Origin of the sequence: Streptomyces sp. NPDC101166, from assembly GCF_044768125.1 — a bacterium.
GTDB lineage: Bacteria > Actinomycetota > Actinomycetes > Streptomycetales > Streptomycetaceae > Streptomyces.
In genome coordinates, this window is the sequence record NZ_JBIWPF010000003.1 from 43,633 (window position 1) to 67,573 (window position 23,941).

The window sequence follows — 23,941 nt, forward strand, 5'->3', positions numbered from 1 at the left end:
CTCCCGCCGGCCTCACGAGACCCACCGGCCCGAGCGGCGCCACCGATCCGGTGCGGCAACCCGTCACGGGTGGACCCCCTGGCCGCCCAGCACCCGCCGGCACAGGCGGGCCCGCCGGCCTCGTGCCGCACCCAGGCGCAGGCGGGCCCGCCGAGCCGCTCGGGGCTGCGGGGGCCGGTGACCCGGCGGAGCCGCCCGCCGTCGCCGGTGCACCGGCGGAGCCGCTCGCCGAGGAGCGGGAGGCCGGCGTCGCACGGCTCTTCGAGCTGCACTACTCCTCCATGCTGCGGCTCGCCGTGCTGCTCGGCGCCGACGATCCGGAGAACGTGGTCGCCGAGGCGTACTACCAGATCTACCGCAAGTGGCGGCGGCTGCGGGACACCGAGGCGGCGGAGGCCTATCTGCGCTCCACGGTCTGCAATCTGACCCGGATGCGGATACGCCACCTCCAGGTCGCCCGCCGGCACGTCGAGGTCCCCCCGGAACTGCCCGACGAGGCCGTCGCCTCCGCCGAGAGCACGGCGCTGCTGCGCGACGACCAGCGCGTGCTGATCGACGCGCTCCAGCAGTTGCCGGCCCGGCAGCGCGAGGCGCTCGTGCTGCGACACTGGCTCGGGCTGCGGGAGGGCGAGATCGCCGCCGCGATGGGCATCTCCTGCGGCTCCGTGAAGACCCACACCTCCCGCGGCCTGGCCGCGCTCACCCAGGCGATGGAGGCCCGGCGATGACGCACCGAGACGCGACCGGGTCGCCCGGCACCGGCCAGGACCGCACCGAGCGGGAGCTGCGCGAGGCGCTGGAGGCGCTGGCGGGCGGCGTGCGGCCCGCCCCGGACGCCTACCGCACGGCGCGCGGCGAATGGCTGCGCCGCGAACGCCGCCGGCGGCTCGTGCTGGCCGTGCTCGTCGCCGTCGTCTTCGCGCTGGCCACGCTGATCGGGCTGTGGGTGCTGAACCAGGCCCCCGCGCACCCCGGCGTGATCTTCTCCGGCGCGGACGGCGGGGCGAGCCACGCTTCACTCCCCCGGCCGCACCCCTGATTGCCCCCGGGGCCCGCCGGGAACCCGCACCCCGTGCATCCCCGCATCGAGGACTACGCCGTCATCGGCGACGAACAGACCGCGGCCCTGGTCGGCAGGGACGGCTCGATCGACTGGCTGTGCCTGCCCCGCTTCGACTCCGGCGCGTGCTTCGCCCGCCTCCTCGGCACTGAGGACAACGGCCACTGGCGGATCGCGCCCTCCGGCGCCGAGGGCCCCTGCACCCGCCGCGCCTACCGCCCAGACACCCTGGTGCTGGACACCGAGTGGGAGACGGCCGACGGCGCGATCCGGGTCAGCGACCTGATGCCGCAACGCGACCGCGCCCCCGACGTCGTACGCGTCGTGGAGGGTCTGCGCGGCCGGGTCACCGTGCGCAGCACGCTGCGGCTGCGCTTCGACTACGGCTCGGTCGTGCCGTGGATGCGGCGCTCCGACGGGCACCGGGTGGCGGTCGCGGGGCCGGACGCGGTGTGGCTGCGCAGCGAACCGGAGGTGCTCACCTGGGGCGAGGACTTCTGCACGTTCTCCGAGTTCACCGTCGAGGAGGGCGAGTCCGTCGCGTTCGTCCTGACCTGGCACCCCTCGCACCATCCGCGTCCGCCGCTGGTCGACCCGCGCGAGGCGCTGCGCGTCAGCGTCGCGGACTGGCAGGCGTGGTCGGCGCGCTGCCGCTACGACGGGCCGCACCGGGACGTCGTCGTACGCTCGCTGATCACCCTGAAGGCGCTCACCTACGTGCCCACCGGCGGGATCGTCGCCGCGCTCACCACCTCCCTGCCGGAGGAGCTGGGCGGGGTGCGCAACTGGGACTACCGCTACTGCTGGCTGCGCGACTCCACCCTCACCCTCGGCGCCCTGCTCGCCGTCGGCTACGAGGAGGAGGCCGAGGCCTGGCGCAACTGGCTGCTGCGCGCCGTCGCGGGCGACCCGGCCGACCTGCAGATCATGTACGGGCTGGCGGGCGAGCGCCGGCTCCCCGAGTGCGAGCTGCCGTGGCTGTCGGGCTACGCCGGCTCCGCGCCGGTACGCATCGGCAACGGGGCCGTCGACCAGCTCCAGCTGGACGTGTACGGCGAGGTCATGGACTCGCTGTCGCTGGCCCGGGTCGCGGGGATGACGCCGCCGCCGCACATGTGGGCGCTGCAGTGCGCGCTGATGAAGTGGCTGTGCGAGCACTGGCGGCAGCCGGACGAGGGACTGTGGGAGGTGCGCGGCGGCCGGCGGCAGTTCACGCACTCCAAGGTGATGGTGTGGGTGGCCGCCGACCGGGCCGTGCGCACGCTGGAGCGCTACCCGGCGCTCGACGGCGAGCCGCAGCGGTGGCGGGAACTGCGCGACGAGGTGCACGGCGAGGTGTGCGAGAAGGGCTACGACCCCGAGCGGAACACCTTCACGCAGTACTACGGCTCCCGTGAGCTGGACGCGTCCCTGCTGCTCATCCCGCGGGTCGGCTTCCTGCCCCCGGACGATCCGCGCGTGATCGGCACCGTGGACGCGGTCCGGGCGGAGCTCGGCCACGACGGGCTGGTGCGCCGCTACAGCACCGAGCAGGCCACCGTGGACGGCCTGCCGGGCGACGAGGGCGCGTTCCTGGCCTGCTCGTTCTGGCTCGCGCAGGCCCTGCATCTGACGGGCCGTGCCGACGAGGCGCGGGAGCTGTTCGAACGGCTCGTGGGCCTCACCAACGACGTGGGGCTGCTGGCGGAGGAGTACGACCCGGTGGCGGGCCGTCACCTGGGGAACTACCCGCAGGCCTTCAGTCACATCGGTCTGGTGAACACCGCCCTCGCCCTGTTCGACGGCGAGAAGGCAGGATAGGAGCCATGGATCTTGGACTGAGGGACCGGGTGTACATCGTCACGGGAGCCACACGCGGGCTCGGCAACGCCGCCGCGCGCGAGCTGGTCGCGGACGGCGCGAAGGTCGTCGTCACCGGGCGGGACGAGCAGCGGGTCGCCGGCGCGGCGGCGGAGCTGGGGCCGAACGCGCTCGGCGTCGCCGTCGACAACGCCGACCCGGAGGCGGCCGCACGGCTGATCGCCGTCGCGCGGGAGACCTTCGGCCGCTTCGACGGGATCCTGGTGAGCGTGGGCGGGCCGCCGCCCGGGTTCGTCGCCGACAACTCGGACGAGCAGTGGCAGGCGGCGTTCGAGTCGGTGTTCCTGGGCGCGGTGCGGCTGGCTCGGGCGGCGGCGGCCGAGCTGGAGGGCGGGGGCGTCATCGGGTTCGTGCTGTCCGGGTCGGTGCACGAGCCGATCCCGGGGCTGACGATCTCCAACGGGCTGCGCCCCGGGCTCGCCGGCTTCGCGAAGTCCCTCGCCGACGAGCTGGGTCCGCGGGGCATCCGGGTGGTGGGGCTGCTCCCCTCACGCATCGACACGGACCGCGTCCGCGAACTGGACGGGCTGTCCGCCGACCCGGAGGCCACCCGAGCCGCCAACGAGTCCCGTATCCCGTTGCGCCGCTACGGCAGCCCTGAGGAGTTCGGCCGGGTGGCCGCCTTCCTGCTCTCGCCGGGCGCCTCTTATCTGACCGGGATCATGCTCCCGGTGGACGGCGGGATGCGGCACGGCTTCTGAGTCGTGAGCCGGGCCTGAAAGGGCTCAACTCACCCTTTCCGCCGGGTGCTTGGCGGTCTTGAGGCGCACCTCGGCGGGGAGCGCCGCCAGGGCGGCGGAGTCCCTGGCGTGCGTGAGGGACTGGTTCGTCAGGTGGTCCAGGGCGTCCGCCGGGTCGACGTGGGGCTCCAGGGTGAGATGCACGCGAGCCTCGGGGGCGTCCCTGCGGCCGGTGAGGTGGGTCCGGGCGTGGGCGACACCGTCCAGGCGGGCGGCATCGCCGTTCAGGACGCCCTCCAGGGCCCGGCCCCGCAGCAGGGCGCCCGCGCCGTCCCCGGTGTCGACCAGGACCTCGCCCAGCCGACGGCGGCGCAGGTCGGCGATCAGCCACCACAGGGCGAGCAGCACGAGCAGCGTCAGTACGGCGATGACGGTCGGCCACCACCAGGGCTCGTCCCGCCAGCGGGTGCGTTCGGCGGTGCTGAGCAGCACGTCCCGTTTGCCGTCGTGGATCCACCAGGAGGGCGGCGGGGCGCCGAGGCCCACGGCGAGCACGGCTCCGCCGACGGCCAGCAGGACGAGTCCCACGAGTCCGATCACGACGCGGTTGACGGTCCTGAGCATCGCCTCACCCCTTCCTGCCGAGCCGGCGCACCCGTACCGACAGCGCGGGCGGCCGGGCCAGGCCCAGTCCGCGGATGGCGTCGCCGAGCACGGCGTCGAGGTCGGCGCGTACGTCGTCCAGGTCGCGGAAATGGGAGACCGCGTGCACGTCGGCCTTGCGGCGTCCGGCGTGCACCCGGACCGACTGCACGCCGGCGACCTCCATGGCCCGGTCGCGCAGCACCAGTGCGGCCGCGCCCCGGTGGAGCCCGGCGCGCACGTCGGGGTGAGTGCGCCGCATGGGCAGGACCCGGCGCATGCCGGGCGTGACGGCGAGGAGGACCAGCCACAGGCCGAGGACGGCGGCGACGCCCGCGCCGACGAGCACCCAGGTGTCGTCCAGGGGCCGTTCGGCCAGTTGGCGGGCGAGTTCGCGCCGCGCGCGCAGGGCGGGCCGGTGCGCGCGGACGGCGGCGACGTCGTAGAGGAGGGCGCCCGCGAGGACGAGGACGAGGAGCGCGACGACCGCCGCCGGGACGCGCCGCGCGGACCAGAAGCGTCCGCCGCGCTTGGTCGGGGCGGACCCCGGGCCGGCGTCCGGCGGATCGTGCGGTTCGCGCGGGTCCTGGGAGTCGGGCGGGTCGTGGGGGTCGTGCGGGTCCTGGGGGGACTTGTCCAGGACCGGCAGTCGTCGTGTGGTGCCCTCGGAACTCCGGGGCTCGCTCATCGAGTCCTCCCGTGCGCCGGGCCGTGTGCCGCCGTCAGGTGCAGCCGTTCGACCTGCACGGCGACTTCCGGCACCTCCATTCCCACCAACGCGCCTACCCGCTCGGTGACATGCCGACGCACCGCGTGACAGCGGGGGCCGATGTCCGTCGGGTAGTCGAGTTCCAGGTGGACGCGGACACGGGCCGCCTCGTGGTGCTGCACGACGACGGTGGCGTGCGGTCGGGCGGCCTCGGGCGGCAGCGGTCCGACGGCTTCGCGGGCGGCCTGCGCGGCCACCTTGGCGACGACCCGGTCGGCGATCCGGGTCGCGCCGCGTTCTCCGGGCGGGACGCCCGCCGCCGCGGGGCGTCCGCCGGAGACGCCGGTCCGCTCGTTCACGGCGGTCACCTGCGCCGGTGCTCACGGGTGCGGAAGAAGTCGCCGAGGTCCAGGTCCCCCTCCAGGAACCGGCCCACGACGAAGCCGACGGCGCCCAGCGCCGCCACCAGCACGAAGGCTCCGAACCCGCCGAAGTATCCGGCGAAGCCCAGTGCCATGCCGGCGATCATGCCGACCACGGCCATGTTCAAGATGCACTCCCCTCAGCGGCCCGGTCACCCGGCCGACGCGTCACTGGATCCGGGGCTCCGGCTCCTCGTCCTCTTCCTCCGGCAGCTTCACGTCGCTCACAGCGATGTTGACCTCGACGACCTCCAGGCCGGTCATCCGCTCCACCGCGGCGACGACGTTCTCCCGCACGTCCCGGGCGACGTCCGAGATCGACACGCCGTAGTCGACGACGATCTCCAGGTCGAGCGCGGTCTGCACCTCGCCGACCTCCGCCTTGACGCCCCGGGTCACCGACTTGCCGCCCCCGGGAACGCGGTCCCGTACGGCGCCGAAGGTGCGGCTGACTCCGCTGCCCATGGCGTGGACGCCGACGACGTCGCGCGTCGCCATCCCGGCGATCTTCTCCACGACTCCGTCGGCGATGGTGGTCCGCCCACGGCTCGCCGGGTCTCCGACCCTTCGGGTGGTCCTGCGGGTCTGCATCGGCTCGGCGCCGCCGTCCGGGGTCTGCGTCCGGTTCTGCTCCGTCGTCTCACTCATCACCGCACGTCCTTTTATGCGATTTACCCTCTATGTCAATTATCGCCCTTATTGCAACGTTAAGCGCCGTTTCCTGAACTCGCTCCGGGGATGCGGCAGGCTGGAGGAATGACGGCTGAACGGTGGACACGTGCGGTGCGGGAGCAGCTGGGGCTGGGCAGGCTGCTGCCGCTGGGCGGGCCGCGGGACGGCGTGTGGATCGCGGAGGCCGCAGCGGAGACGGCGCTGCGGCGTGCGGTGCGGATGGTGGGTGGCGTACGCCTGGGGGCTCTGCGGATCGCGCTCGCGGATCCGTCCGGGGCGTACGAGCCGGCCGTGCCGCCGCCACCGAGCGGGCTCCCGCCGGGGCCGCTGCGGGTGACGGCCGACTGCGCGGCGACGGCGTCCGAACCGCTGCCGGCCGCGGCGTCCCGTCTGCGCGAGGCGCTGGCCGCGGCGGCGCAGGGGGTGGGGCTGGCGGTGACGGAGGTGGATCTGCGCGTGACGGCACTGCTGGAGGGAGAGCCCGAAGGGGCCGATGAGGCCGGCGGTGGTCTCGGTGAGCGGGAGCGGGGGCCCGAGCCGCCGTCGGCGACCGCGCCGGATCGGCCCGCCCGGGAGGGCGACGAGCTCCGGGTGGGTGTCGCGGCGCTCGCCGTGCCGGGGGTAACGGGGCTGACGTCGGCGCTCGGGCGGAGCGTCCGCATCGAGGAGCGGCAGCTCACCGACCTCGCACTCCCCCGCCGCCATGTGCGGGTGGAGCTCGCGGTGAGCGCGGACCACCGGGCGCTGGACGTGGCCCGGCGGGTCCGCGAGGCGGTGACGACGGCACTGCCCGATCACCCCACGGTGACGGTGCTGGTCACCGCCTTGCGATGACCCGGACCAGGTCGCCCCGGTGCGGCCGGCTCACTCGCCGAGGCCGGCCAGGTCGCGCAGCCGGCGGGCCTGCGCGGCCCGCTCGGCGGCGCGCTGCTCGTCGTAGGTCCGCTCGCCCGCGCCCCGCAGCAGCGCCTTGGTCTCGATGACGGCCTCGCGGGGCGCGGCCAGGAGCGCCGCCGCAAGTTCGCCGACGGTCGCGTCGAGGTCCGCCGCGGGCACGGAGATGTTGGCGAGGCCGGAGCTCACCGCCTCCTCGGCGTGCACGAAGCGGCCGGTGAGGCAGATCTCGACGGCGCGGCCGTAGCCGACCAGCGAGACGAGCGGGTGGGTGCCGGTGAGGTCGGGGACCAGACCGAGGCTCGTCTCGCGCATGGCGAACTGCACGTCGTCGGCGACGACGCGCAGGTCACAGGCGAGCGCGAGCTGGAAGCCCGCACCGATGGCATGGCCCTGCACGGCGGCGACGGACACGAGGTCGTTGCGCCGCCACCAGGTGAAGCCCTCCTGGAACTCCGCGATGGCGCCGTCGAGTTCGGCGTCGCCACTGCGTGCGAGTTCGATGAAGGACGGTTCGCCCTCGATCCCCTCGGGCGTGAACATCTGCCGGTCGAGTCCGGCGGAGAAGGACTTGCCCTCGCCGCGCAGCACGACCACGCGGACGGAGCCCGGCAGCTTCCGCCCGGCCTCGGCGAGCGCGCGCCACATGGCGGGGCTCTGCGCGTTGCGCTTGGCCGGGTTGGTCAGCGTCACCGTGGCGAGCGCGTCGTCGACGGTGAGCCGTACGCCGTCCTTGTCGAGCAGGGGAACGAGTTCCTGGTCGGGCGAAGCCATGGGGCGCCTCCGATGGGTGCGGTCAGCAGAGCATGCTGTGAGCGGTGCTAAGTGACTGCACAGTAACCACCCGGCCGGCCGTCGGTCGCCCCGGGCCCCTCGCGGGGACCGGGGAGCGACCGGCCGTGTGGTCACCTTCGAAGGCGCTGGGGCCGCGCCCGGTTCAGGACGAGGCGGCCTTCTTGCCGCGCGTCGCCCCGCCACGCCCACGGAGCGTGACGCCCGACTCGCTGAGCATCCGGTGCACGAAGCCATACGAGCGGCCGGTCTCTTCGGCCAGCGCTCGGATGCTCGCACCGGAGTCGTACTTCTTCTTCAGGTCTGCCGCGAGCTTGTCGCGCGCGGCGCCGGTCACCCGGCTGCCCTTCTTCAGAGTCTCGGCCACCCGTGCCTCCTCATGGGAAGTGCGCTCTGGTCCCCTCATGATCACCCCTCCGGGCCTGGTTGGCCACCCATTCGGCAAGGTCCGTGCGACATGGTTTTGACGACAGGAGCGCGTACCCACGAACGGAAGCTCATGTTCCAGACGGTGATGTTCGTACGGCCGAACGGGTTGTATCGCGAAACCGCAGGTCAGAGACGCGAGACGGCCGACCCCCCGCCACTTGGGGGATCGGCCGTGAAATCGGTGTAGGACACACCTCGATACGAGGAGATATCACTCAGATGATGGATCACCGGTGGGCCGAATGATCCATGAGCCGTGGATCACGTCATGAGCATGCCGTGATTCACACCTGTGGTCACGCCAGGGCGACGAGATCCGCGTAGTCGGCGCCCCACAGGTCCTCGACGCCGTCGGGGAGCAGGATGATCCGCTCGGGCTGGAGCGCCTCCACGGCGCCCTCGTCGTGGGTGACCAGCACGACGGCGCCCTTGTAGGTGCGCAGCGCGCCGAGGATCTCCTCGCGGCTGGCGGGGTCGAGGTTGTTGGTCGGCTCGTCGAGCAGCAGCACGTTCGCCGAGGAGACCACCAGGGTGGCCAGGGCGAGACGGGTCTTCTCGCCGCCGGAGAGGACCCCGGCGGGCTTGTCCACGTCGTCGCCGGAGAACAGGAACGAGCCGAGCACCTTGCGGACCTCGACCAGATCCAGGTCGGGGGCGGCGGAGCGCATGTTCTCCAGGACCGTGCGCTCCGGGTCCAGGGTCTCGTGCTCCTGGGCGTAGTAGCCGAGCTTGAGGCCGTGGCCCGCGACGACCTCGCCGGTGTCGGGCTGCTCCGCCCCGCCGAGCAGCCGCAGCAGGGTCGTCTTGCCGGCGCCGTTCAGACCGAGGATGACGACCCGGGAGCCCTTGTCGATGGCCAGGTCGACGTCGGTGAAGATCTCCAGCGAGCCGTACGACTTCGACAGGCCCTCCGCCATCAGCGGCGTCTTGCCGCAGGGCGCGGGCTCCGGGAAGCGGAGCTTGGCGACCTTGTCGGAGACGCGGACGGCGTCCAGGCCCGAGAGCAGCTTGTCGGCGCGGCGGGCCATGTTCTGCGCGGCGACCGTCTTGGTGGCCTTGGCGCGCATCTTGTCGGCCTGCGAGTGCAGGGCCGCCGCCTTCTTCTCGGCGTTGGCGCGCTCGCGCTTGCGGCGCTTCTCGTCGGCCTCGCGCTGCTGCTGGTACAGCTTCCAGCCCATGTTGTAGACGTCGATCTGGGAGCGGTTGGCGTCCAGGTAGAACACCTTGTTGACGACCGTCTCGACCAGGTCGACGTCGTGGCTGATGACGATGAAGCCGCCGCGGTAGGTCTTGAGGTAGTCCCGCAGCCAGACGATGGAGTCGGCGTCGAGGTGGTTGGTCGGCTCGTCGAGGAGCAGGGTGTCCGCGTCGGAGAACAGGATGCGGGCCAGCTCGACTCGGCGGCGCTGACCGCCGGACAGCGTGTGCAGGGGCTGGCCGAGGACGCGGTCGGGCAGGTTGAGCGCGGCGGCGATGGTGGCGGCCTCGGCCTCGGCGGCGTACCCGCCCTTGGTGAGGAACTCCGTCTCCTGGCGCTCGTACTGCCGCAGGGCCTTCTCTCGGGTGGCGCCCTGGCCGACCGCGATGCGCTGTTCGTTCTCGCGCATCTTGCGGATCAGGACGTCCAGGCCGCGCGCGGAGAGGATGCGGTCACGGGCGAGGACGTCGAGGTCGCCGGTGCGGGGGTCCTGGGGGAGGTAGCCGACCTCGCCGGAGCGGGTGACGGTGCCGCCGGCGGGCATGCCCTCGCCGGCGAGGACCTTGGTGAGGGTGGTCTTGCCTGCGCCGTTGCGGCCGACGAGGCCGATGCGGTCGCCCTTGGCGACGCGGAAGGAGGCGTTCTCGATGAGGATGCGGGCGCCGGCGCGCAGCTCGATGCCGGAGGCGGAGATCATGGACAGACTCCAGGGCGGGTGGGAGGCGGGATGGACGGCTGAGGGCGTTCCCGCCGTCTAATGCGCGAGGAGAGTGGCCATAAGGCCATTCTAACGGGGTTGTGCAACCAGTTTTCCGGGCTTCGGCGGCCGGTCGGCGGTGCGCCCGTCCGAGTCGAGGTCAGCGGCTTGCCGGGGCGTTGTCAGTGGCGGGTGCCAGACTGGGCGGCGGGTGATATTCCCGACAAGGGCACCCATGAGGAGCGAGTGACAGGACCGGCGGGGACCACGAGGGAGTGATCGGCATGACGGGGACGGGCGGCGGGCGTCCGGGCATCAGCCCGACGGTGACGTACAGGGACGCGAAGGCGGCGATCCGGCAGCTCACAGAGGCTTTCGGCTTCACCGAGCTGGCGGTCCACGAGGGCGCGGACGGGACGGTGGCGCACGCCGAGCTGACGCAGTCCGGCGGGGTGGTGATGCTCGGTTCGAAGGGCACCGGCAGCGCCTTCGACATGGCGATGAAGGACGCGGGCCCGGCCGGGGTGTACGTCGTGGTGGACGACGTCGACGCCCACCACCGGCGGGCCGTGGAACACGGAGCGGAGATCCTGATGCCGCCGACGGACCAGGACTACGGCTCACGCGACTACATGGCCAGAGACGCCGAGGGCAACGTCTGGAGCTTCGGGACGTACCAGCCGTCGGTGCCGGGCTGACGGCCGGCTGAGGGACGCGGGGCTGGCGGTCGCGGGGCTGACGGCCTGCCGGGCGGGGCGGCCGGCGTGGCCGCCCCCGCGGCTCAGCTGCCGCCGGTGTGCACCTGGAAGGCGGCCCGGCGGACGGCCTTGGCCAGGGCCGGGTCGGGGTGCGCGGCGGCGAGCGCCACCAGCACCTGCACGGTGCGCGGGTGCCCGACGGCGCGGACCTCGGCGAGGAGCGCGGGGACCGTCGGCTGAAGCGCGGACTCCAGGTGTCTGACGAGCATCGGGGCCTCACCGTGGTCGGCGACGGCGGCGGCCGTGTCGACCCACAGCCAGGTGGCCTCCTCGCGGGTGAGCACCTCGTGCGCGTCCTCCGGGTCCACTCCGTCGTGCTCGGCGAGCCAGAGCAGGGCGTACGGCCTGAGGGCGGGCTCGTCCTCCACGGCGCGGACGTCGTGCTCGGCGGGGGCGCCGACCACGCGCAGCGCCTCGAAGGCGAGGCCGCGCAGCAGGGCGTCCTCGCCGCGGGCGGCGGCCAGCAGCTCGGTGACGGCGCTGCCGACGGGGCGGGCGGCGAGCCAGGCGCGGTACTCGGCGCGGGCGGCGTTGGGGCGGAGCTGGGCGCAGCCTCGGAGCATGTCCTCGGCGGACTGCTCGATGTGGCCGGCGGGGCTCTGCGCGGCGACGCAGATCTGCTCCAGCTTGACCCAGACCGCCCAGTTGCCGAGCGGCGTGAGGGTGGCGTGTCCGTCGCCGAAGGTGAGGGCGCCGACCGAGGCGAGGGCGCGCAGGGCCCAGTCGAGCAGGGGGGCGAGCTCGGCGTCCTGGGCGGGCTCCGCCTGGCCGGCGACGGCGGCGGGGCGCGGGGCCTTGGGGGACGCGGTGACGGCTTCGGGGCCGTAGGAGACCTCGCAGCGTTCGGTGCGCAGTTCCGTGACGCGCTGGCAGAGGAGGTCGAGGAGCTGGTCCACGGGGACGGGGCCGGCGGACAGCTGGAGGAAGGAGAGCACCTGGGGCATCGCCGAGACGACCTCGGCGACGGCGGCGGACCCCAGGTCCCGGGGTTCGGGCAGGGCGAGGGACCAGGCGTCGAAGAGGGCGACCCAGCCGCGCAGTACGGCGCTGTCGTCGCGGTCCCAGGCGCGCAGGCGCCAGCCGGGGCGGGCGCTGTCGCCGTGCACCTCGACGAGGCCGGCGAGGCGGGCGGTGTCCCAGTCGGCGCGGACCTGAGACAGGCTCAGGCCGAGGTCGCTCGCCGCCCGTTCGGCCGTGGCGTCGGAGAGGGTGGCCTTGCCGTCGGTCGCCGCGTCCCGGCCGGGGCCCAGGGCGTTGTCGGCCCAGCGGGCGACGCGGGCGGCGGCGGCCAGACCCGAGCGCGCCATTCTGGCCAGCTCCGCCGGGGCGGGGGTGCCCTCCGGCGGGCGGGGCGCGGGGCGGCGCGGGCGCCGCTGGTTCACTGCTGAGGGGGCGGCGGCCAGGGGTCGTGGGCGGACGAGTCGAAGCCTGGAGTCGCGCGGGATACGGGACGTCACGGGTGCAGTCTTCCGGTTGACGGTCCGAAAACCCAAACGGAATGCCACGAGGGGCTATGGGGCCGGTCAACGGGCGGGGGCGGGAGGGGCGCCGGGAGGGAGGGGGAGGGCGGCGGCGCGGCGGGCCGCGAGCCGGGGGGTCGGGGCGTGGGGGTCACATCAAGGGCGTGAGGAAGCGGCGGAGGGATTCTTCGTAGGGGGTGGGGTCCGTGTTCCACATGGCTGCGTGGGGGGCCTCGGGGACCGGGTGGAGGGTGACCAGGTCGGGGCGTCGGGCGGCCAGGGCTCGGGAGGGGGCCCAGGGGGCGACCCGGTCATCGGGGCCGTGGAAGACCAGGGTGGGGGCGGCGAGGAGGGTGGGGTCCGACGCGGGGTCGGCGTGCAGTCCGGTGCGGCCCTGGGCGGCGCGGACCGCCAGCGGCAGCAGCGGGCCGGGGGTGTGGCGGGCGGCGGCGAGGGCGCGCAGGGTCGCCTGCCAGTCGAGGACCGGGGAGTCGAGCACCAGCCCGGAGATCAGATGCCGCAGGCCCGAGCGGGTGGCGGCGCGCAGGGCCATGGTCGCGCCGGTGGACCAGCCGAGCAGGATGAGGCGTTCGGCGCCGTAGCGGACGGCGTATCGCATCGCCGCGTCCACGTCGCGCCACTCGGTCTCGCCGAAATGGTTCAGCCCGTCCCGGGGGCGGGGCGCTCCGAGGTCGCCGCGGTAGGCGAGGGCGAGGACCGGGAAGCGACGGCTGTGCAGGAAGCCGGTCAGGTTGAGGGCGTGCTCCCGGGTGGCGCCCAGGCCGTGCACGGCGATGACCCAGGTGCGGCGCGCCCCGGGGACGAACCAGGCGGGCAGCGCTCCGAGTTCGCCGGGCACGTCGACGTCGGCGTGGTCGAGGCCGAGTGCGCTGCCGGGGTTGCCGACGTACAGGTTCGGCGTGAGCCAGACGGCGTCTTTGGCGCTCAGGCTGCCGTGGGTGACGCGTTCGAGGCGGCGCACGACGCTGTCGGCGGAGTGCGGGGCGTCGGTCAGGACGGGGCCGACGACCGCGTGGGAGCTGTCGCCGGCCAGGCCGTACGTTCCGGGGCGCAGGCTGGCGAGGTCGCGGGTGAGGGTGATCCGGCCGGGGGCCGTGCCGTGCACGGTGAGCCGGGGTTCGGTGGGCAGGGGCCGGCCGGGCGGCGCCTTGAGCGCGGCGTCGCTGGCGAGTCTGCCGGCGGCGACACTGGCGGCGCCGGCGGCCAGGGCTGCGGTGACGGCGGCGGCCGTCGCGGTGACAGTGCGCACCCGTCCAGTGTCCCGGCGGATTCCCGTACCGGCCAGTGCTGGGACCCGGCGGACGCTCTCACGCCGGTGCCCGCGGCGCACTGACGCCGGTTCACGCGCCCCCGGAGCCCACCTCGCCCGAGCCGCCGCCCGCCCCTCGCCGGCCGTACCCCCGCAGCCGCTCCCCCGCCTCGGTCATCTGCTCGGCGGTGAGGAGGCTCGGGGTCAGGCCCGGGACGCTGGACGCGGTCAGCCACAGGCGGCACATCCACTCCAGTTGGGCCGTGCGGTCGTAGGCCTGGTCGAGGGTGGCGCCGTAGGTGAGGGCGCCGTGGTTGCGCAGGAGGCAGCCGGTGCGGTCGGCGAGGGCGTGCAGCGCGTTCGCGGCCAGCTCGTCGGTGCCGTACGCGGCGTAGGGGGCGACCCGTACGGGGCCGCCGAGGGCGGCGGCCATGTAGTGGACGGTCGGGAGCTCCGTCACGAGGGTCGAGACGGCCGTGGCGTGCACGGCGTGGGTGTGGACGACGGCGCGGGCGTCGGTGGCGCCGTACACGGCCAGGTGCATGGGCAGCTCGCTCGTCGGGACGAGCGTGCCGAGCACCTGCCGTCCGTCGAGGTCGACGCCGGTGACGTCGTGCGGCGTCAGCCGGTCGTAGGGCACGGCCGAGGGGGTGACCAGGACGGTGTCGCCGACGCGGACGGAGACGTTGCCGGAGGTGCCGACGACCAGGCCGTCGGCGACCGTGCGGCGGGCCGTCGCCACGAGCGCCTCCCAGGCGGCCGCCACCTGACCGTCGTCATGTCCGGTGCCGGGGGCGGCGCGCTGCTCGATCTCCCGTTCGTGGTGCATACCGTGATCCATGCCGTGATCCTCCCAGCCGCCGCGTCCCCCCGGGCCTGCGGACGCATAAGCGGAATGCGTTCCGCCGTGTGCTGACACCACGACGCCCGCCTCAGTTCACCTTCCGTTCACCCTGGTTACTTACGTTCTTCGAGCCAATGACGCTCGAACGATTGCCTGGGTAAATGGAAAGCTTCTCGCTGATCCTCGCGATTGTGGTCGTAACCGCGCTCGCGTTCGATTTCACGAACGGTTTCCACGACACCGCCAACGCGATGGCCACCACCATCTCGACCGGTGCGCTCAAGCCCAAGGTCGCGGTGGCCATGTCCGCCGTGCTCAACCTTGTGGGTGCTTTCCTCTCCGTGGAGGTCGCCAACACGATCTCCAAGGGGCTCGTCGACGAGACCGGTATCCGTCCTGAGGTCATCTTCGCGGCCCTGGTCGGCGCGATCCTGTGGAACCTGCTGACCTGGCTGGTCGGACTGCCCTCCAGCTCCTCACACGCCCTCATGGGCGGCCTGATCGGCGCCACCATCGCCTCCGCGGGCGTCGGCGCCGTCCACGGTGACGTGCTCGTCACCAAGGTGCTCCTGCCCGCCGTCGCGGCCCCGATCGTCGCCGGCATCGCCGCGATGTTCGCCACCCGCCTGTCGTACACGATGGGCAGGAAGGCCGACGGCAAGGCCGCCGAGAAGGGCTACCGGGTCGGCCAGATCGCCTCCGCGGGCCTGGTCTCCCTCGCCCACGGCACCAACGACGCCCAGAAGACGATGGGCATCATCACCCTCGCCCTGGTCGCCGGCGGCACCGTCGCGCCCGACTCCGACCCGCCCCTGTGGGTCATCCTGTCCGCCGGCCTCGCGATCGCGCTCGGCACCTACCTCGGCGGCTGGCGCATCATCCGCACCATGGGCAAGGGCCTGACCGACCTCCAGCCGCAGCAGGGCTTCGCCGCCCAGACCAGCGCGGCCACGGTCATCCTGGCCTCCTCCCACCTCGGCTTCTCCCTCTCCACCACCCACTCGGTCTCCGGCGCGGTGATGGGCGCGGGCCTGGGCCGCAAGGGCGGCGTCGTCCGCTGGTCGACCGCCACCCGCATGTTCGTCGCCTGGGGTCTGACGCTCCCGGCCGCGGCCCTGGTCGGCGCCCTCGCCGAGTACGTCACGGGCCTCGGCGACTGGGGCACGGCGGTCGTCGCGATCTTCCTGATCGGCTCCAGCGCCGCCATCTGGAAGATCTCCCGCCGCGAGGTCGTCGACCACACCAACGTCAACGAGCCCGAGGAGCCGGCCGGCGTCGTCACCCAGGCGATCGCCGCGGTGACCCCGCCCCCGACCGGCACGGTCGCCGAGGGTCTGACGGCCACCATCCCGGCCCCCGCCGCCGAGTCGGCCCCGCCGGCCGCGACCACCACCGTCTGAGCCCCGCCCACCCCGGTACGAAGGAAGAAACCGTATGAAGATCGACTGGGCGGCTCTCGGCTCCGTCTTCGGCGTCAGCCTGGTGGTCACCGTGGCTCTCGTCGGCCTGTTCACCCTCGGCATCATGGGCCTCTCCCGCCGCGAGCGGGCCGTGGCCCAGGGCGACTCGGCCGGCCTCGCGGTCACCGGCGCGTACGCGTGCTTCGCGGCGTGCGCGGCGGCGGTGGCGTACGGCATCTCGCTGATCGTCGCCTAGGACCCCGAGGGACGCGACGCACACGGCGTGTGGGGCGCGGGACGGACCTCCGTCCCGCGCCCCACGCGTGCGTACAGGCCGCGCACGCAGGGCGCGCGGAGGCGTGTGGGCTTCTGCACACGCCCCCGTCGCAGGTCAACAGCAAGTTGACGGCCCTTCCGCGCCCGTGGTGGACTGCCCACGCCATGTACGGCGGCAGGAGAGGAAGCCGGTGCGAATCCGGCGCGGTCCCGCCACTGTCACCGGGGGCGGCCATGATCCCCGGGAGCCAGGAACTCTCGCCGTCGGTCTCGTCGAACCAGGGCGCGGACACCCTGAGTGAGGACATAACGCCATGCCCGGCTGCCGTTCGAGGACCACCACCAGGCCGCTCCCCGCCCCCGCGGCCGGCTGAGCCCATGGGTGCCGATCGCGTCCACGCGTACGGCGCCGCCGCCGGCCTCCTGGGGGACCTGCTCCTCGGCGATCCGCGCCGCGGGCATCCGGTGGCCGTGTTCGGCCGGGCCGCCGCCGGTGTGGAGCGGGCGCTGTACCGGGACCACCGCGGCTGGGGCGCACTGCACACCGCCGTGTGCGCCGGGAGCGCCGTGGCGCTCGGAGCGCTCGCCTCCCGGGCCGCACGCCCCTCCCCCGCCGTCTCCGTCGCGCTGACCGGGGCCGCCACCTGGGCCGTCGTCGGGGGGACCTCCCTCGTGCGCGAGGCGCGGGCCATCGGGCGGGCCCTCGAGGCGGGCGACGTCGAAGCCGCGCGCGAGCGGCTGCCCCATCTGTGCGGGCGGGACCCGCAGTCGCTGGACGCCGACGGGATCGCCCGCGCGGTGGTGGAGTCGGTCGCCGAGAACACTTCCGACGCCGTCGTCGGGGCGCTGGTGTGGGGGGCCGTCGGCGGCGTGCCGGGACTGCTCGGCTTCCGGGCCGTCAACACGCTGGACGCCATGGTCGGGCACCGATCGCCCCGCTACCGGCGCTTCGGGTGGGCCTCGGCCCGCCTCGACGACGTCGCCGGCTGGCCGGGGGCGCGGCTGACCGCCGCCCTGGCGGCCCTCGCCGGGGACGACCGGCGGGGCGCGGTGAAGGCCTGGCGCGCCGACGCCGGCAAGCATCCGAGTCCCAACGCCGGGCCGGTGGAGGCCTCCTTCGCGGGCGCCCTCGGGGTGCGGCTGGGCGGGACGCTCTCCTACGGCGGCCGCATCGAGCACCGGCCCGTGCTCAACGGGGCGGCCGGACGGGCCGTCGTGCCCGGGGACATCGAACGTGCCGCGCGGCTGTCCCGCCGCGTCGGCCTGCTCGCGCTCGGCGTCACGGTCGCCGCGCGCGCCGTCGCGGCGAGGGCGAAAGCCACGAGCGCAAGCACAGCCACAGCCACAGCCACTGCGGGATCGAAAGGGCGTGCGTCATGAGCGGGGGGCTCCTCGTCGCCGGCACCACCTCCGACGCCGGCAAGAGCGTCGTGACCGCCGGGATCTGCCGGTGGCTGGTGCGGCAGGGCGTGAAGGTGGCGCCGTTCAAGGCGCAGAACATGTCGCTGAACTCGTTCGTGACACGTGAGGGAGCCGAGATCGGACGGGCCCAGGCCATGCAGGCCCAGGCCTGCCGCATCGAGCCGACCGCGCTGATGAACCCCGTGCTGCTCAAGCCGGGCGGCGAGCAGAGCAGCCAGGTCGTGCTGCTCGGCAAGCCCGTCGGCGAGATGAGCGCCCGCGGCTACCACGGCGGGCGGCGGCAGCGGCTGCTGGAGACGGTGCTGGACTGCCTGGCCGAGCTGCGGGGCACGTATGACGCCGTGATCTGCGAGGGGGCGGGCAGTCCCGCCGAGATCAATCTGCGGCGGACCGACATCGTGAACATGGGGCTCGCGCGCAACGCGCGGCTGCCGGTGCTCGTGGTGGGTGACATCGACCGAGGGGGCGTCTTCGCCTCCTTCTTCGGGACCGTGGCCCTGCTCTCCCCCGAGGACCAGGAACTCGTCGCCGGGTTCCTGGTGAACAAGTTCCGCGGTGACGTCTCGCTGCTGGAGCCGGGCCTGGACATGCTGCACGGGCTCACCGGACGGCCGTCGTACGGGGTGCTGCCGTTCCGGCACGGGCTCGGGATCGACGAGGAGGACGGGATGGGGGTGTCGTCGCGCGGGGCCGTCCGGGAGTCGGCGGTCGCCCCGCCCGTCGGCGAGGACGTGCTGCGCGTCGCCGTGTGCGCCGTCCCGCTGATGTCCAACTTCACCGACGTGGACGCGCTGGCCGCCGAACCCGGGGTCGTGGTGCGGTTCGTGGACCGGCCGGAGGAGCTCGCCGACGCCGACCTGGTGGTGATTCCCGGGACCAGGGGGACCGTGCGGGCGCTGGAGTGGCTGCGCGAGCGGGGGCTCGCGGACGCCGTGCGGCGCAGGGCCGCCGAGGGGCGGCCGGTGCTCGGCGTCTGCGGCGGTTTCCAGGTGCTCGGCGAGCACATCGACGACGAGGTCGAGAGCCGGCGCGGACAGGTGGACGGGCTCGGCCTGCTGCCGGTGCGGGTGCGGTTCGCCCGCGAGAAGACCCTCACCCGGCCGGTGGGCGAGGCCCTCGGCGAGCGGGTCGAGGGGTACGAGATCCATCACGGCGTGGCCGCCGTCGAGGGCGGTGAGCCGTTCCTGGACGGCTGCCGCGTCGGGCAGACCTGGGGCACCCACTGGCACGGCTCGCTGGAGGCGGACGGCTTCCGGCGGGCGTTCCTGCGCGAGGTGGCCGCCGCTGCCGGCCGCCGGTTCGTGCCGGCCACCGACACCTCGTTCGCCGCGCTGCGCGAGGAGCAGCTCGACCGGCTCGGCGACCTGATCGAGGAGCACGCGGACACCGACGCGCTGTGGCGGCTCATCGAGTCGGGCGCGCCGCCGGGACTGCCGTTCGTCCCGCCGGGGGCGCCCGTATGAGCCCGCAGCGCGTGTCCTTGTCTTTGCCGACCGCCGACGCCGCCCCGGCGTCCGAAGGAGTGATCGTCACGTGACCGCCCCCTTTCCGTTCACGGCCGTCGTCGGACAGGACGACCTCCGGCTCGCGCTGCTCCTGAACGCGGTGAGTCCGGCGGTCGGCGGGGTCCTGGTGCGCGGCGAGAAGGGCACCGCCAAGTCGACGGCGGTGCGGGCGCTTTCGGTGCTGCTGCCGGAGGTGTCGGTGGTGCCCGGGTGCCGTTTCTCCTGCGACCCGGCGGCGCCGGACCCGCGCTGTCCGGACGGGCCGCACGAGACGGCGGCGGGCGCGACGCGCCCCGCGCGCATGGTGGAGCTGCCCGTCGGCGCGTCCGAGGACCGGCTCGTGGGCGCGCTGGACATCGAGCGGGCGCTCGCGGAGGGCGTGAAGGCGTTCGAGCCGGGTCTCCTCGCGGACGCGCACCGCGGCATCCTCTACGTCGACGAGGTCAACCTCCTGCACGACCATCTCGTCGACCTGCTGCTGGACGCGGCGGCGATGGGCGCCTCGTACGTCGAGCGTGAGGGCGTGTCGGTGCGGCACGCCGCCCGCTTCCTGCTCGTCGGGACCATGAACCCCGAAGAGGGCGAGCTGCGGCCGCAGTTGCTGGACCGGTTCGGGCTGACCGTCGAGGTGGCCGCGTCGCGCGAGCCCGAGCAGCGGGTGGAGGTCGTGCGGCGGCGGCTCGCCTACGACGACGACCCGTCGGGATTCGCCGCGGGCTGGGCTCGGGAGGAGGCCGACGTGCGGGCGCGGGTCGTGGCGGCGCGGGAGCTGCTGCCGCGGGTGCGGCTCGGCGACGGTGCGCTGCTGCGGATCGCTGCGACCTGCGCCGCGTTCGAGGTGGACGGCATGCGCGCCGACATCGTGATGGCGCGGACGGCGACGGCGCTGGCGGCGTGGGCCGGGCGGACCGACGTGCTCGCGGAGGACGTACGGCAGGCGGCGCTGCTCGCGCTGCCGCACCGCCGTCGCCGCAACCCTTTCGACGCGCCGGGCCTGGACGAGGACAAGCTCGACGAGACGCTGGACCGGTTCCCCGACGACGACCTCGACGAGCGTTCCGGCCGGAACGACCGGGACGACCGGGACGACCGCGAAGAGGGCGACGACGAGGACCCCGACCCCGACGGACCGGGCGGTCCGGGCGGGGGCGGCGGGCTGCCGCCGCAGGACGGGCCCGAGGGCGTCGAGCCGCCGTCCGGTGAGGCGCCCGCGCCGGCGGACCCCGACGAGAGCAACGGCGAGGGCGGACGGCCGGCCGGCGCCGGTGAGCAGTCCGCCGTGCGGGCCGCCGAACCCTTCCGTACGAAGGTGCTGAGCGTGCCCGGCCTCGGGGAGGGCGCCGCCGGGCGGCGCTCGCGGGCCCGGACCGAGCACGGGCGTACGACGGGGGCCCGGCGTCCCCGGGGAGCGCTCACCAAGCTGCACCTGGCGGCGACCGTGCAGGCCGCCGCGCCTCATCAGCACGCGCGGTCGCGGTCGGGGCCGGGGCTGGTGGTGCGGCGGGACGATCTGCGGCAGGCGACCCGCGAGGGGCGTGAGGGGAACCTCGTGCTGTTCGTGGTCGACGCCTCCGGGTCGATGGCGGCGCGGCAGCGGATGAGCGCCGTGAAGGGCGCCGTGCTGTCGCTGCTGCTGGACGCCTACCAGCGGCGGGACAAGGTGGGGCTGGTGACCTTCCGGGGCACGGGCGCCGAGGTGGCGCTGCCGCCCACCTCGTCGGTGGACGCGGCGGCGGCCCGGCTGGAGGCGCTGCCGACCGGCGGGCGCACTCCGCTCGGCGCCGGGCTGCTCAAGGCGCACGACGTGCTGCGGGTGGAGCGGTTGCGGGATCCCGCGCGGCGGCCGCTGGTCGTGGTGGTCACCGACGGGCGGGCGACGAGTGGAGGGGCGGCGCGAAGCGCCTCCGGCCGGGGCGGTGGTCGGGCGACGGATGGGACCGAGCCGGTGGCGCTCGCGGGGCGGGCGGCCCGGCTGTTCGCCGCCGAGGGCGTCGCGTCGGTGGTCGTGGACTGCGAGACGGGACCGGTGCGGCTGGGGCTCGCCGGGCGGCTCGCGGGTGAGCTGGGAGGTACGGCGGTGACGCTCGACGAACTGCGGGCGGACTCGATCGCCGGGCTGGTCAGGGAAGTTCAAGGCGACAGGAGGGCCGCGTAAATGCCGCAGGGACAGCCGAGCGTCGTACCGGACGACGGACTGACGACCCGTCAGCGTCGTAACCGGGCGCTCGTGATGGTGCACACCGGTGTCGGGAAGGGCAAGTCGACCGCCGCTTTCGGGCTGGCGCTGCGGGCCTGGAACCAGGGCTGGCCGATCGGGGTGTTCCAGTTCGTCAAGTCGGCGAAGTGGAAGGTCGGCGAGGAGAACGCGCTGCGGGTGCTGGGCGCCAGCGGTGAGGGCGGCTCGGTCGACTGGCACAAGATGGGCGAGGGCTGGTCGTGGATCCAGCGCGACCCCGACGGCGACAACGCCAGCAACGAGGAGAAGGCCCGGGAGGGCTGGGAACAGGTCAAGCGCGACCTGGCCGCCGAGCGCTACAAGCTGTACGTGCTGGACGAGTTCGCCTACCCGCTGCACTGGGGGTGGATCGACACCGACGAGGTGATCTCCGTGCTGCGGGACCGGCCCGGGACCCAGCACGTGATCGTCACCGGGCGCAACGCGCCCGAGAAGCTGGTCGACTTCGCCGACCTCGTCACCGACATGTCCAAGGTCAAGCACCCGATGGACGCGGGGCAGAAGGGGCAGCGGGGTATCGAGTGGTGACGTCCGCCTCGTTGTCCTCCCTGGTGTCCTCCTCGGTGTCCGTGCCCCGGCTGGTCGTCGCCGCGCCGTCCTCCGGCAGCGGCAAGACCACCGTCGCGACGGGGCTGATGGCCGCGTTCGCCGCGCGGGGACTCGCCGTGTCCCCGCACAAGGTGGGCCCGGACTACATCGATCCCGGGTATCACGCGCTCGCCACCGGGCGGGTGGGGCGCAACCTCGACGCGTACATGTGCGGGCCGGCGTCGGTCGGGCCGCTGTTCGCGCATGGGGCGCGCGGCTGCGACCTGGCGGTCGTCGAGGGCGTGATGGGGATGTTCGACGGGGCTGCCGGCGAAGGGGAGCTGGCGTCCACGGCACATGTGGCGAAGCTGCTGCGGGCGCCGGTGGTCCTGGTGGTGGACGCCTCGTCGCAGTCGCGGTCGGTGGCGGCGCTGGTGCACGGGTTCGTGTCGTGGGACCCGGAGGTGCGGGTCGGGGGCGTGATCCTGAACAAGGTGGCCTCCGACCGGCACGAGGCGTTGCTGCGGGAGGCGATGGAGTCGGCGGGGGTGCCGGTGCTGGGGGTGCTGCGGCGGACGGCGCAGGTGGACACCCCGTCACGGCATCTGGGGCTGGTGCCGGCGGCGGAGCGGCGGGCCGCGGCGCTGGACGCCGTGGCGGCGATGGGGGCGCAGGTCGCCGACGGGTGTGATCTGGACGCGGTGATGGCACTGGCGCGCGGTGCGGGGGTGCTGTCCTGTGCGGCGTGGGACGCGGCCGGGGCTCTCGGTGAGCCGTCCGGGCCGGGTGCGCCGCGCCGGGATGACAGGCCGGTCGTCGCCCTCGCCGGGGGGCCCGCGTTCACCTTCTCCTACGCCGAGCACGCCGAACTGCTCGCCGCCGCCGGGGCCGAGGTCGTGACCTTCGATCCGCTGCGGGACGAGGGACTGCCCGACGGGAGTGCCGGGCTGGTCGTCGGGGGCGGGTTCCCCGAGATGTACGCCGCCGAGCTGTCCGCCAACGAGCCGTTGCGCAAAGCCGTCGCCGAACTGGCCCTCAGCGGCGCCCCGATCGCCGCGGAGTGCGCCGGACTGCTCTACCTGTGCCGGGAGTTGGACGGGCAACCCATGTGCGGGGTGCTCGACGCCTCGGCGCGGATGTCCGGGCGGCTCACCCTCGGCTACCGGGACGCGGTGGCCGTGAGCGACAGCGCGCTGGCCGCGGCCGGGACGCGGATGCGGGGCCACGAGTTCCACCGGACGGTCGTCGAACCGGGAGCGGGGGCGGCTCCGGCCTGGGGGATGCGGAGCCCGCAGCGACGGGTCGAGGGCTTCGTCCAGGGCGGCGTGCACGCGAGCTACCTGCACACGCACTGGGCGGCCGAGCCGGGAGTGGCCCGGCGCTTCGTGGAGAGGTGCCGTACGCCGTGAACGGCGGCGGCTCAGCCCGACAGGCCCACCACCAGCCAGATGAAGGCCGCGCCCGCGATCGTGCACAGCACGGTGGAGCGGGCGGGGTGATCGTGGTGGGCCTCGGGCAGGATCTCCGCCGCCGCCAGGTACAGCAGCGCGCCGCCGAAGAGAGCGAGATAGCCGCCGAGCAGGTGCTCGGGAATGGTGATGAACGTGGTCGAGGCCGCGCCGAGAACCGGCGCCGCCGCGTCGGCGAACAGCATGATCACGGCCTTGCGGCGGGCGTTCCCGTACAGGCTCGTGATCGTGTAGGTGTTGAAGCCGTCCGCGAAGTCGTGGGCCACCACCGCCAGCGCGACCGCCGTGCCCATGCCGCCCCCGACCTGGAAGGCCGCGCCGATCGCCACGCCGTCCATGGCGCTGTGGCCGACCATCGCCGCGGCCGCCGTCAGCCCCACCTCGGGCGTGCGGCCGGCGTGCTCCCCCGCGCCGTGGGCCGCCCGGCGCAGGGCCAGCAGCCGTTCCACCAGATGGGCCAGCAGGAAGCCGGCCACGAACAGCAGCAGCGCGGCCGGGACGCCGAACACCTCGGTGTCGGCCGCCTCCAGGGCCTCCGGCAGCAGATCCAGGCCGACCACGCCCAGCATCAGGCCGCCGGCCAGGCCCAGCACCAGGTGGCGGCGGTCGGTCACGCGTTGTGCCGTCCAGCCGCCGGCCAACGTCATCAGGAACGCGCCGAGCGCGACGAACACCGCCATGCCCCCTTCGTATCCGATCGGAGCCCGACCGCGCACCT

25 protein-coding genes and 1 riboswitch are annotated in these 23,941 nt (G+C 74.2%); of the genes, 13 read left to right on the forward strand and 12 right to left on the reverse strand.

From position 1 onward, the window contains the following. The first annotated feature begins 122 nt into the window (after positions 1–122). From ACIRS4_RS07030 to ACIRS4_RS07045, 4 genes are read left to right on the forward strand one after another with little or no spacing between them, the layout of a single operon-like run. The gene (locus ACIRS4_RS07030) at positions 123–728 is read left to right on the forward strand and encodes an RNA polymerase sigma factor (protein ID WP_404191200.1); all 606 of its coding nucleotides are present in this window, start codon (positions 123–125) and stop codon (positions 726–728) included. Then, positions 725–1,039, forward strand: coding sequence for a hypothetical protein (locus tag ACIRS4_RS07035; RefSeq protein WP_404191202.1), 315 nt, complete (start codon positions 725–727; stop codon positions 1,037–1,039). Before ACIRS4_RS07030 ends, ACIRS4_RS07035 begins: the two co-directional genes overlap by 4 nt. A 33-nt stretch (positions 1,040–1,072) precedes the next feature. Further along, positions 1,073–2,860, forward strand: coding sequence for a glycoside hydrolase family 15 protein (locus ACIRS4_RS07040; protein WP_404191205.1), 1,788 nt, complete (start codon positions 1,073–1,075; stop codon positions 2,858–2,860). Between the two features lie 5 nt (positions 2,861–2,865). Then, the gene (locus ACIRS4_RS07045) at positions 2,866–3,621 is read left to right on the forward strand and encodes an SDR family oxidoreductase (RefSeq protein ID WP_404191208.1); all 756 of its coding nucleotides are present in this window, start codon (positions 2,866–2,868) and stop codon (positions 3,619–3,621) included. A 24-nt stretch (positions 3,622–3,645) separates the two neighbouring features. Here the strand turns inward: ACIRS4_RS07045 and amaP are convergent, their stop codons facing one another. From amaP to ACIRS4_RS07070, 5 genes are read right to left on the reverse strand one after another with little or no spacing between them, the layout of a single operon-like run. Continuing rightward, positions 3,646–4,224 (reverse strand): alkaline shock response membrane anchor protein AmaP, encoded by a 579-nt coding sequence (gene amaP, locus ACIRS4_RS07050; protein WP_404191210.1) that lies wholly within the window; start codon positions 4,222–4,224, stop codon positions 3,646–3,648. A gap of 4 nt (positions 4,225–4,228) precedes the next feature. Beyond that, entirely contained in the window at positions 4,229–4,930 is a 702-nt protein-coding gene (locus ACIRS4_RS07055) for a DUF6286 domain-containing protein (RefSeq protein WP_404191212.1), read from the reverse strand. Then, positions 4,927–5,310 carry a hypothetical protein gene (locus tag ACIRS4_RS07060; protein ID WP_404191214.1) on the reverse strand — a complete coding sequence of 128 codons (384 nt, stop codon included), beginning with the start codon at positions 5,308–5,310 and terminating at the stop codon, positions 4,927–4,929. Before ACIRS4_RS07060 ends, ACIRS4_RS07055 begins: the two co-directional genes overlap by 4 nt. 5 nt (positions 5,311–5,315) lie before the next feature. Beyond that, entirely contained in the window at positions 5,316–5,501 is a 186-nt protein-coding gene (locus ACIRS4_RS07065) for a hypothetical protein (protein WP_351096822.1), read from the reverse strand. A gap of 40 nt (positions 5,502–5,541) precedes the next feature. Continuing rightward, positions 5,542–6,021 (reverse strand): Asp23/Gls24 family envelope stress response protein, encoded by a 480-nt coding sequence (locus ACIRS4_RS07070; RefSeq protein WP_404191217.1) that lies wholly within the window; start codon positions 6,019–6,021, stop codon positions 5,542–5,544. 108 nt (positions 6,022–6,129) lie between these two features. On the opposite strand from ACIRS4_RS07070, the gene ACIRS4_RS07075 reads away from it, so the two are divergent. Then, on the forward strand, positions 6,130–6,879 hold the full coding sequence (locus ACIRS4_RS07075) for a nucleopolyhedrovirus P10 family protein (protein ID WP_404191220.1): 750 nt from the start codon (positions 6,130–6,132) through the stop codon (positions 6,877–6,879). A 30-nt stretch (positions 6,880–6,909) separates the two neighbouring features. Here ACIRS4_RS07075 and ACIRS4_RS07080 read toward each other — a convergent pair whose 3' ends face one another. From ACIRS4_RS07080 to abc-f, 3 genes are all read right to left on the reverse strand, one after another. Beyond that, entirely contained in the window at positions 6,910–7,713 is an 804-nt protein-coding gene (locus ACIRS4_RS07080) for an enoyl-CoA hydratase/isomerase family protein (RefSeq protein ID WP_404191223.1), read from the reverse strand. Between the two features lie 163 nt (positions 7,714–7,876). Further along, positions 7,877–8,098: a helix-turn-helix domain-containing protein gene (locus tag ACIRS4_RS07085; RefSeq protein ID WP_004002281.1), complete on the reverse strand. Its 222-nt coding sequence runs from the start codon at positions 8,096–8,098 to the stop codon at positions 7,877–7,879. A gap of 358 nt (positions 8,099–8,456) precedes the next feature. Next, positions 8,457–10,055: a ribosomal protection-like ABC-F family protein gene (abc-f, locus tag ACIRS4_RS07090; protein WP_404191225.1), complete on the reverse strand. Its 1,599-nt coding sequence runs from the start codon at positions 10,053–10,055 to the stop codon at positions 8,457–8,459. 284 nt (positions 10,056–10,339) lie between these two features. Between abc-f and ACIRS4_RS07095 the strand changes: the two genes are divergently transcribed. Then, positions 10,340–10,753 carry a VOC family protein gene (locus ACIRS4_RS07095; RefSeq protein ID WP_404191228.1) on the forward strand — a complete coding sequence of 138 codons (414 nt, stop codon included), beginning with the start codon at positions 10,340–10,342 and terminating at the stop codon, positions 10,751–10,753. A gap of 83 nt (positions 10,754–10,836) precedes the next feature. Here ACIRS4_RS07095 and ACIRS4_RS07100 read toward each other — a convergent pair whose 3' ends face one another. The 3 genes from ACIRS4_RS07100 to ACIRS4_RS07110 form a co-directional block, all read right to left on the reverse strand. Continuing rightward, the gene (locus ACIRS4_RS07100) at positions 10,837–12,270 is read right to left on the reverse strand and encodes a hypothetical protein (protein WP_404191232.1); all 1,434 of its coding nucleotides are present in this window, start codon (positions 12,268–12,270) and stop codon (positions 10,837–10,839) included. A gap of 154 nt (positions 12,271–12,424) precedes the next feature. Then, positions 12,425–13,543, reverse strand: coding sequence for an alpha/beta hydrolase (locus tag ACIRS4_RS07105; protein WP_404191235.1), 1,119 nt, complete (start codon positions 13,541–13,543; stop codon positions 12,425–12,427). A gap of 91 nt (positions 13,544–13,634) precedes the next feature. Then, complete coding sequence (locus tag ACIRS4_RS07110) at positions 13,635–14,384, reverse strand: class II aldolase/adducin family protein (RefSeq protein WP_404191238.1); 750 nt, start codon at positions 14,382–14,384, stop codon at positions 13,635–13,637. A gap of 164 nt (positions 14,385–14,548) precedes the next feature. On the opposite strand from ACIRS4_RS07110, the gene ACIRS4_RS07115 reads away from it, so the two are divergent. From ACIRS4_RS07115 to ACIRS4_RS07145, 7 genes are all read left to right on the forward strand, one after another. Next, positions 14,549–15,787 (forward strand): anion permease, encoded by a 1,239-nt coding sequence (locus ACIRS4_RS07115; RefSeq protein ID WP_404191241.1) that lies wholly within the window; start codon positions 14,549–14,551, stop codon positions 15,785–15,787. 34 nt (positions 15,788–15,821) lie between these two features. After that, positions 15,822–16,043: a hypothetical protein gene (locus tag ACIRS4_RS07120; protein WP_404191244.1), complete on the forward strand. Its 222-nt coding sequence runs from the start codon at positions 15,822–15,824 to the stop codon at positions 16,041–16,043. Positions 16,044–16,243: 200 nt separating this feature from the next. After that, a riboswitch (cobalamin riboswitch) is annotated at positions 16,244–16,321 on the forward strand. Positions 16,322–16,441: 120 nt separating this feature from the next. Continuing rightward, a complete protein-coding gene (locus ACIRS4_RS07125; protein WP_404191246.1) occupies positions 16,442–17,443 on the forward strand; it encodes a cobalamin biosynthesis protein in 1,002 nt (333 codons plus the stop codon). After that, positions 17,440–18,948 carry a cobyric acid synthase gene (locus tag ACIRS4_RS07130; protein WP_404191248.1) on the forward strand — a complete coding sequence of 503 codons (1,509 nt, stop codon included), beginning with the start codon at positions 17,440–17,442 and terminating at the stop codon, positions 18,946–18,948. Before ACIRS4_RS07125 ends, ACIRS4_RS07130 begins: the two co-directional genes overlap by 4 nt. Before the next feature lie 70 nt (positions 18,949–19,018). Next, positions 19,019–21,145 (forward strand): putative cobaltochelatase, encoded by a 2,127-nt coding sequence (locus ACIRS4_RS07135; RefSeq protein ID WP_404191250.1) that lies wholly within the window; start codon positions 19,019–19,021, stop codon positions 21,143–21,145. Next, positions 21,146–21,754 carry a cob(I)yrinic acid a,c-diamide adenosyltransferase gene (gene cobO / locus ACIRS4_RS07140; protein ID WP_404191252.1) on the forward strand — a complete coding sequence of 203 codons (609 nt, stop codon included), beginning with the start codon at positions 21,146–21,148 and terminating at the stop codon, positions 21,752–21,754. Between the two features lie 23 nt (positions 21,755–21,777). Then, the gene (locus tag ACIRS4_RS07145; RefSeq protein WP_404192079.1) at positions 21,778–23,163 is read left to right on the forward strand and encodes a cobyrinate a,c-diamide synthase; all 1,386 of its coding nucleotides are present in this window, start codon (positions 21,778–21,780) and stop codon (positions 23,161–23,163) included. Between the two features lie 11 nt (positions 23,164–23,174). Here the strand turns inward: ACIRS4_RS07145 and ACIRS4_RS07150 are convergent, their stop codons facing one another. Beyond that, entirely contained in the window at positions 23,175–23,903 is a 729-nt protein-coding gene (locus ACIRS4_RS07150) for a ZIP family metal transporter (RefSeq protein WP_404191253.1), read from the reverse strand. Positions 23,904–23,941 lie beyond the last annotated feature (38 nt).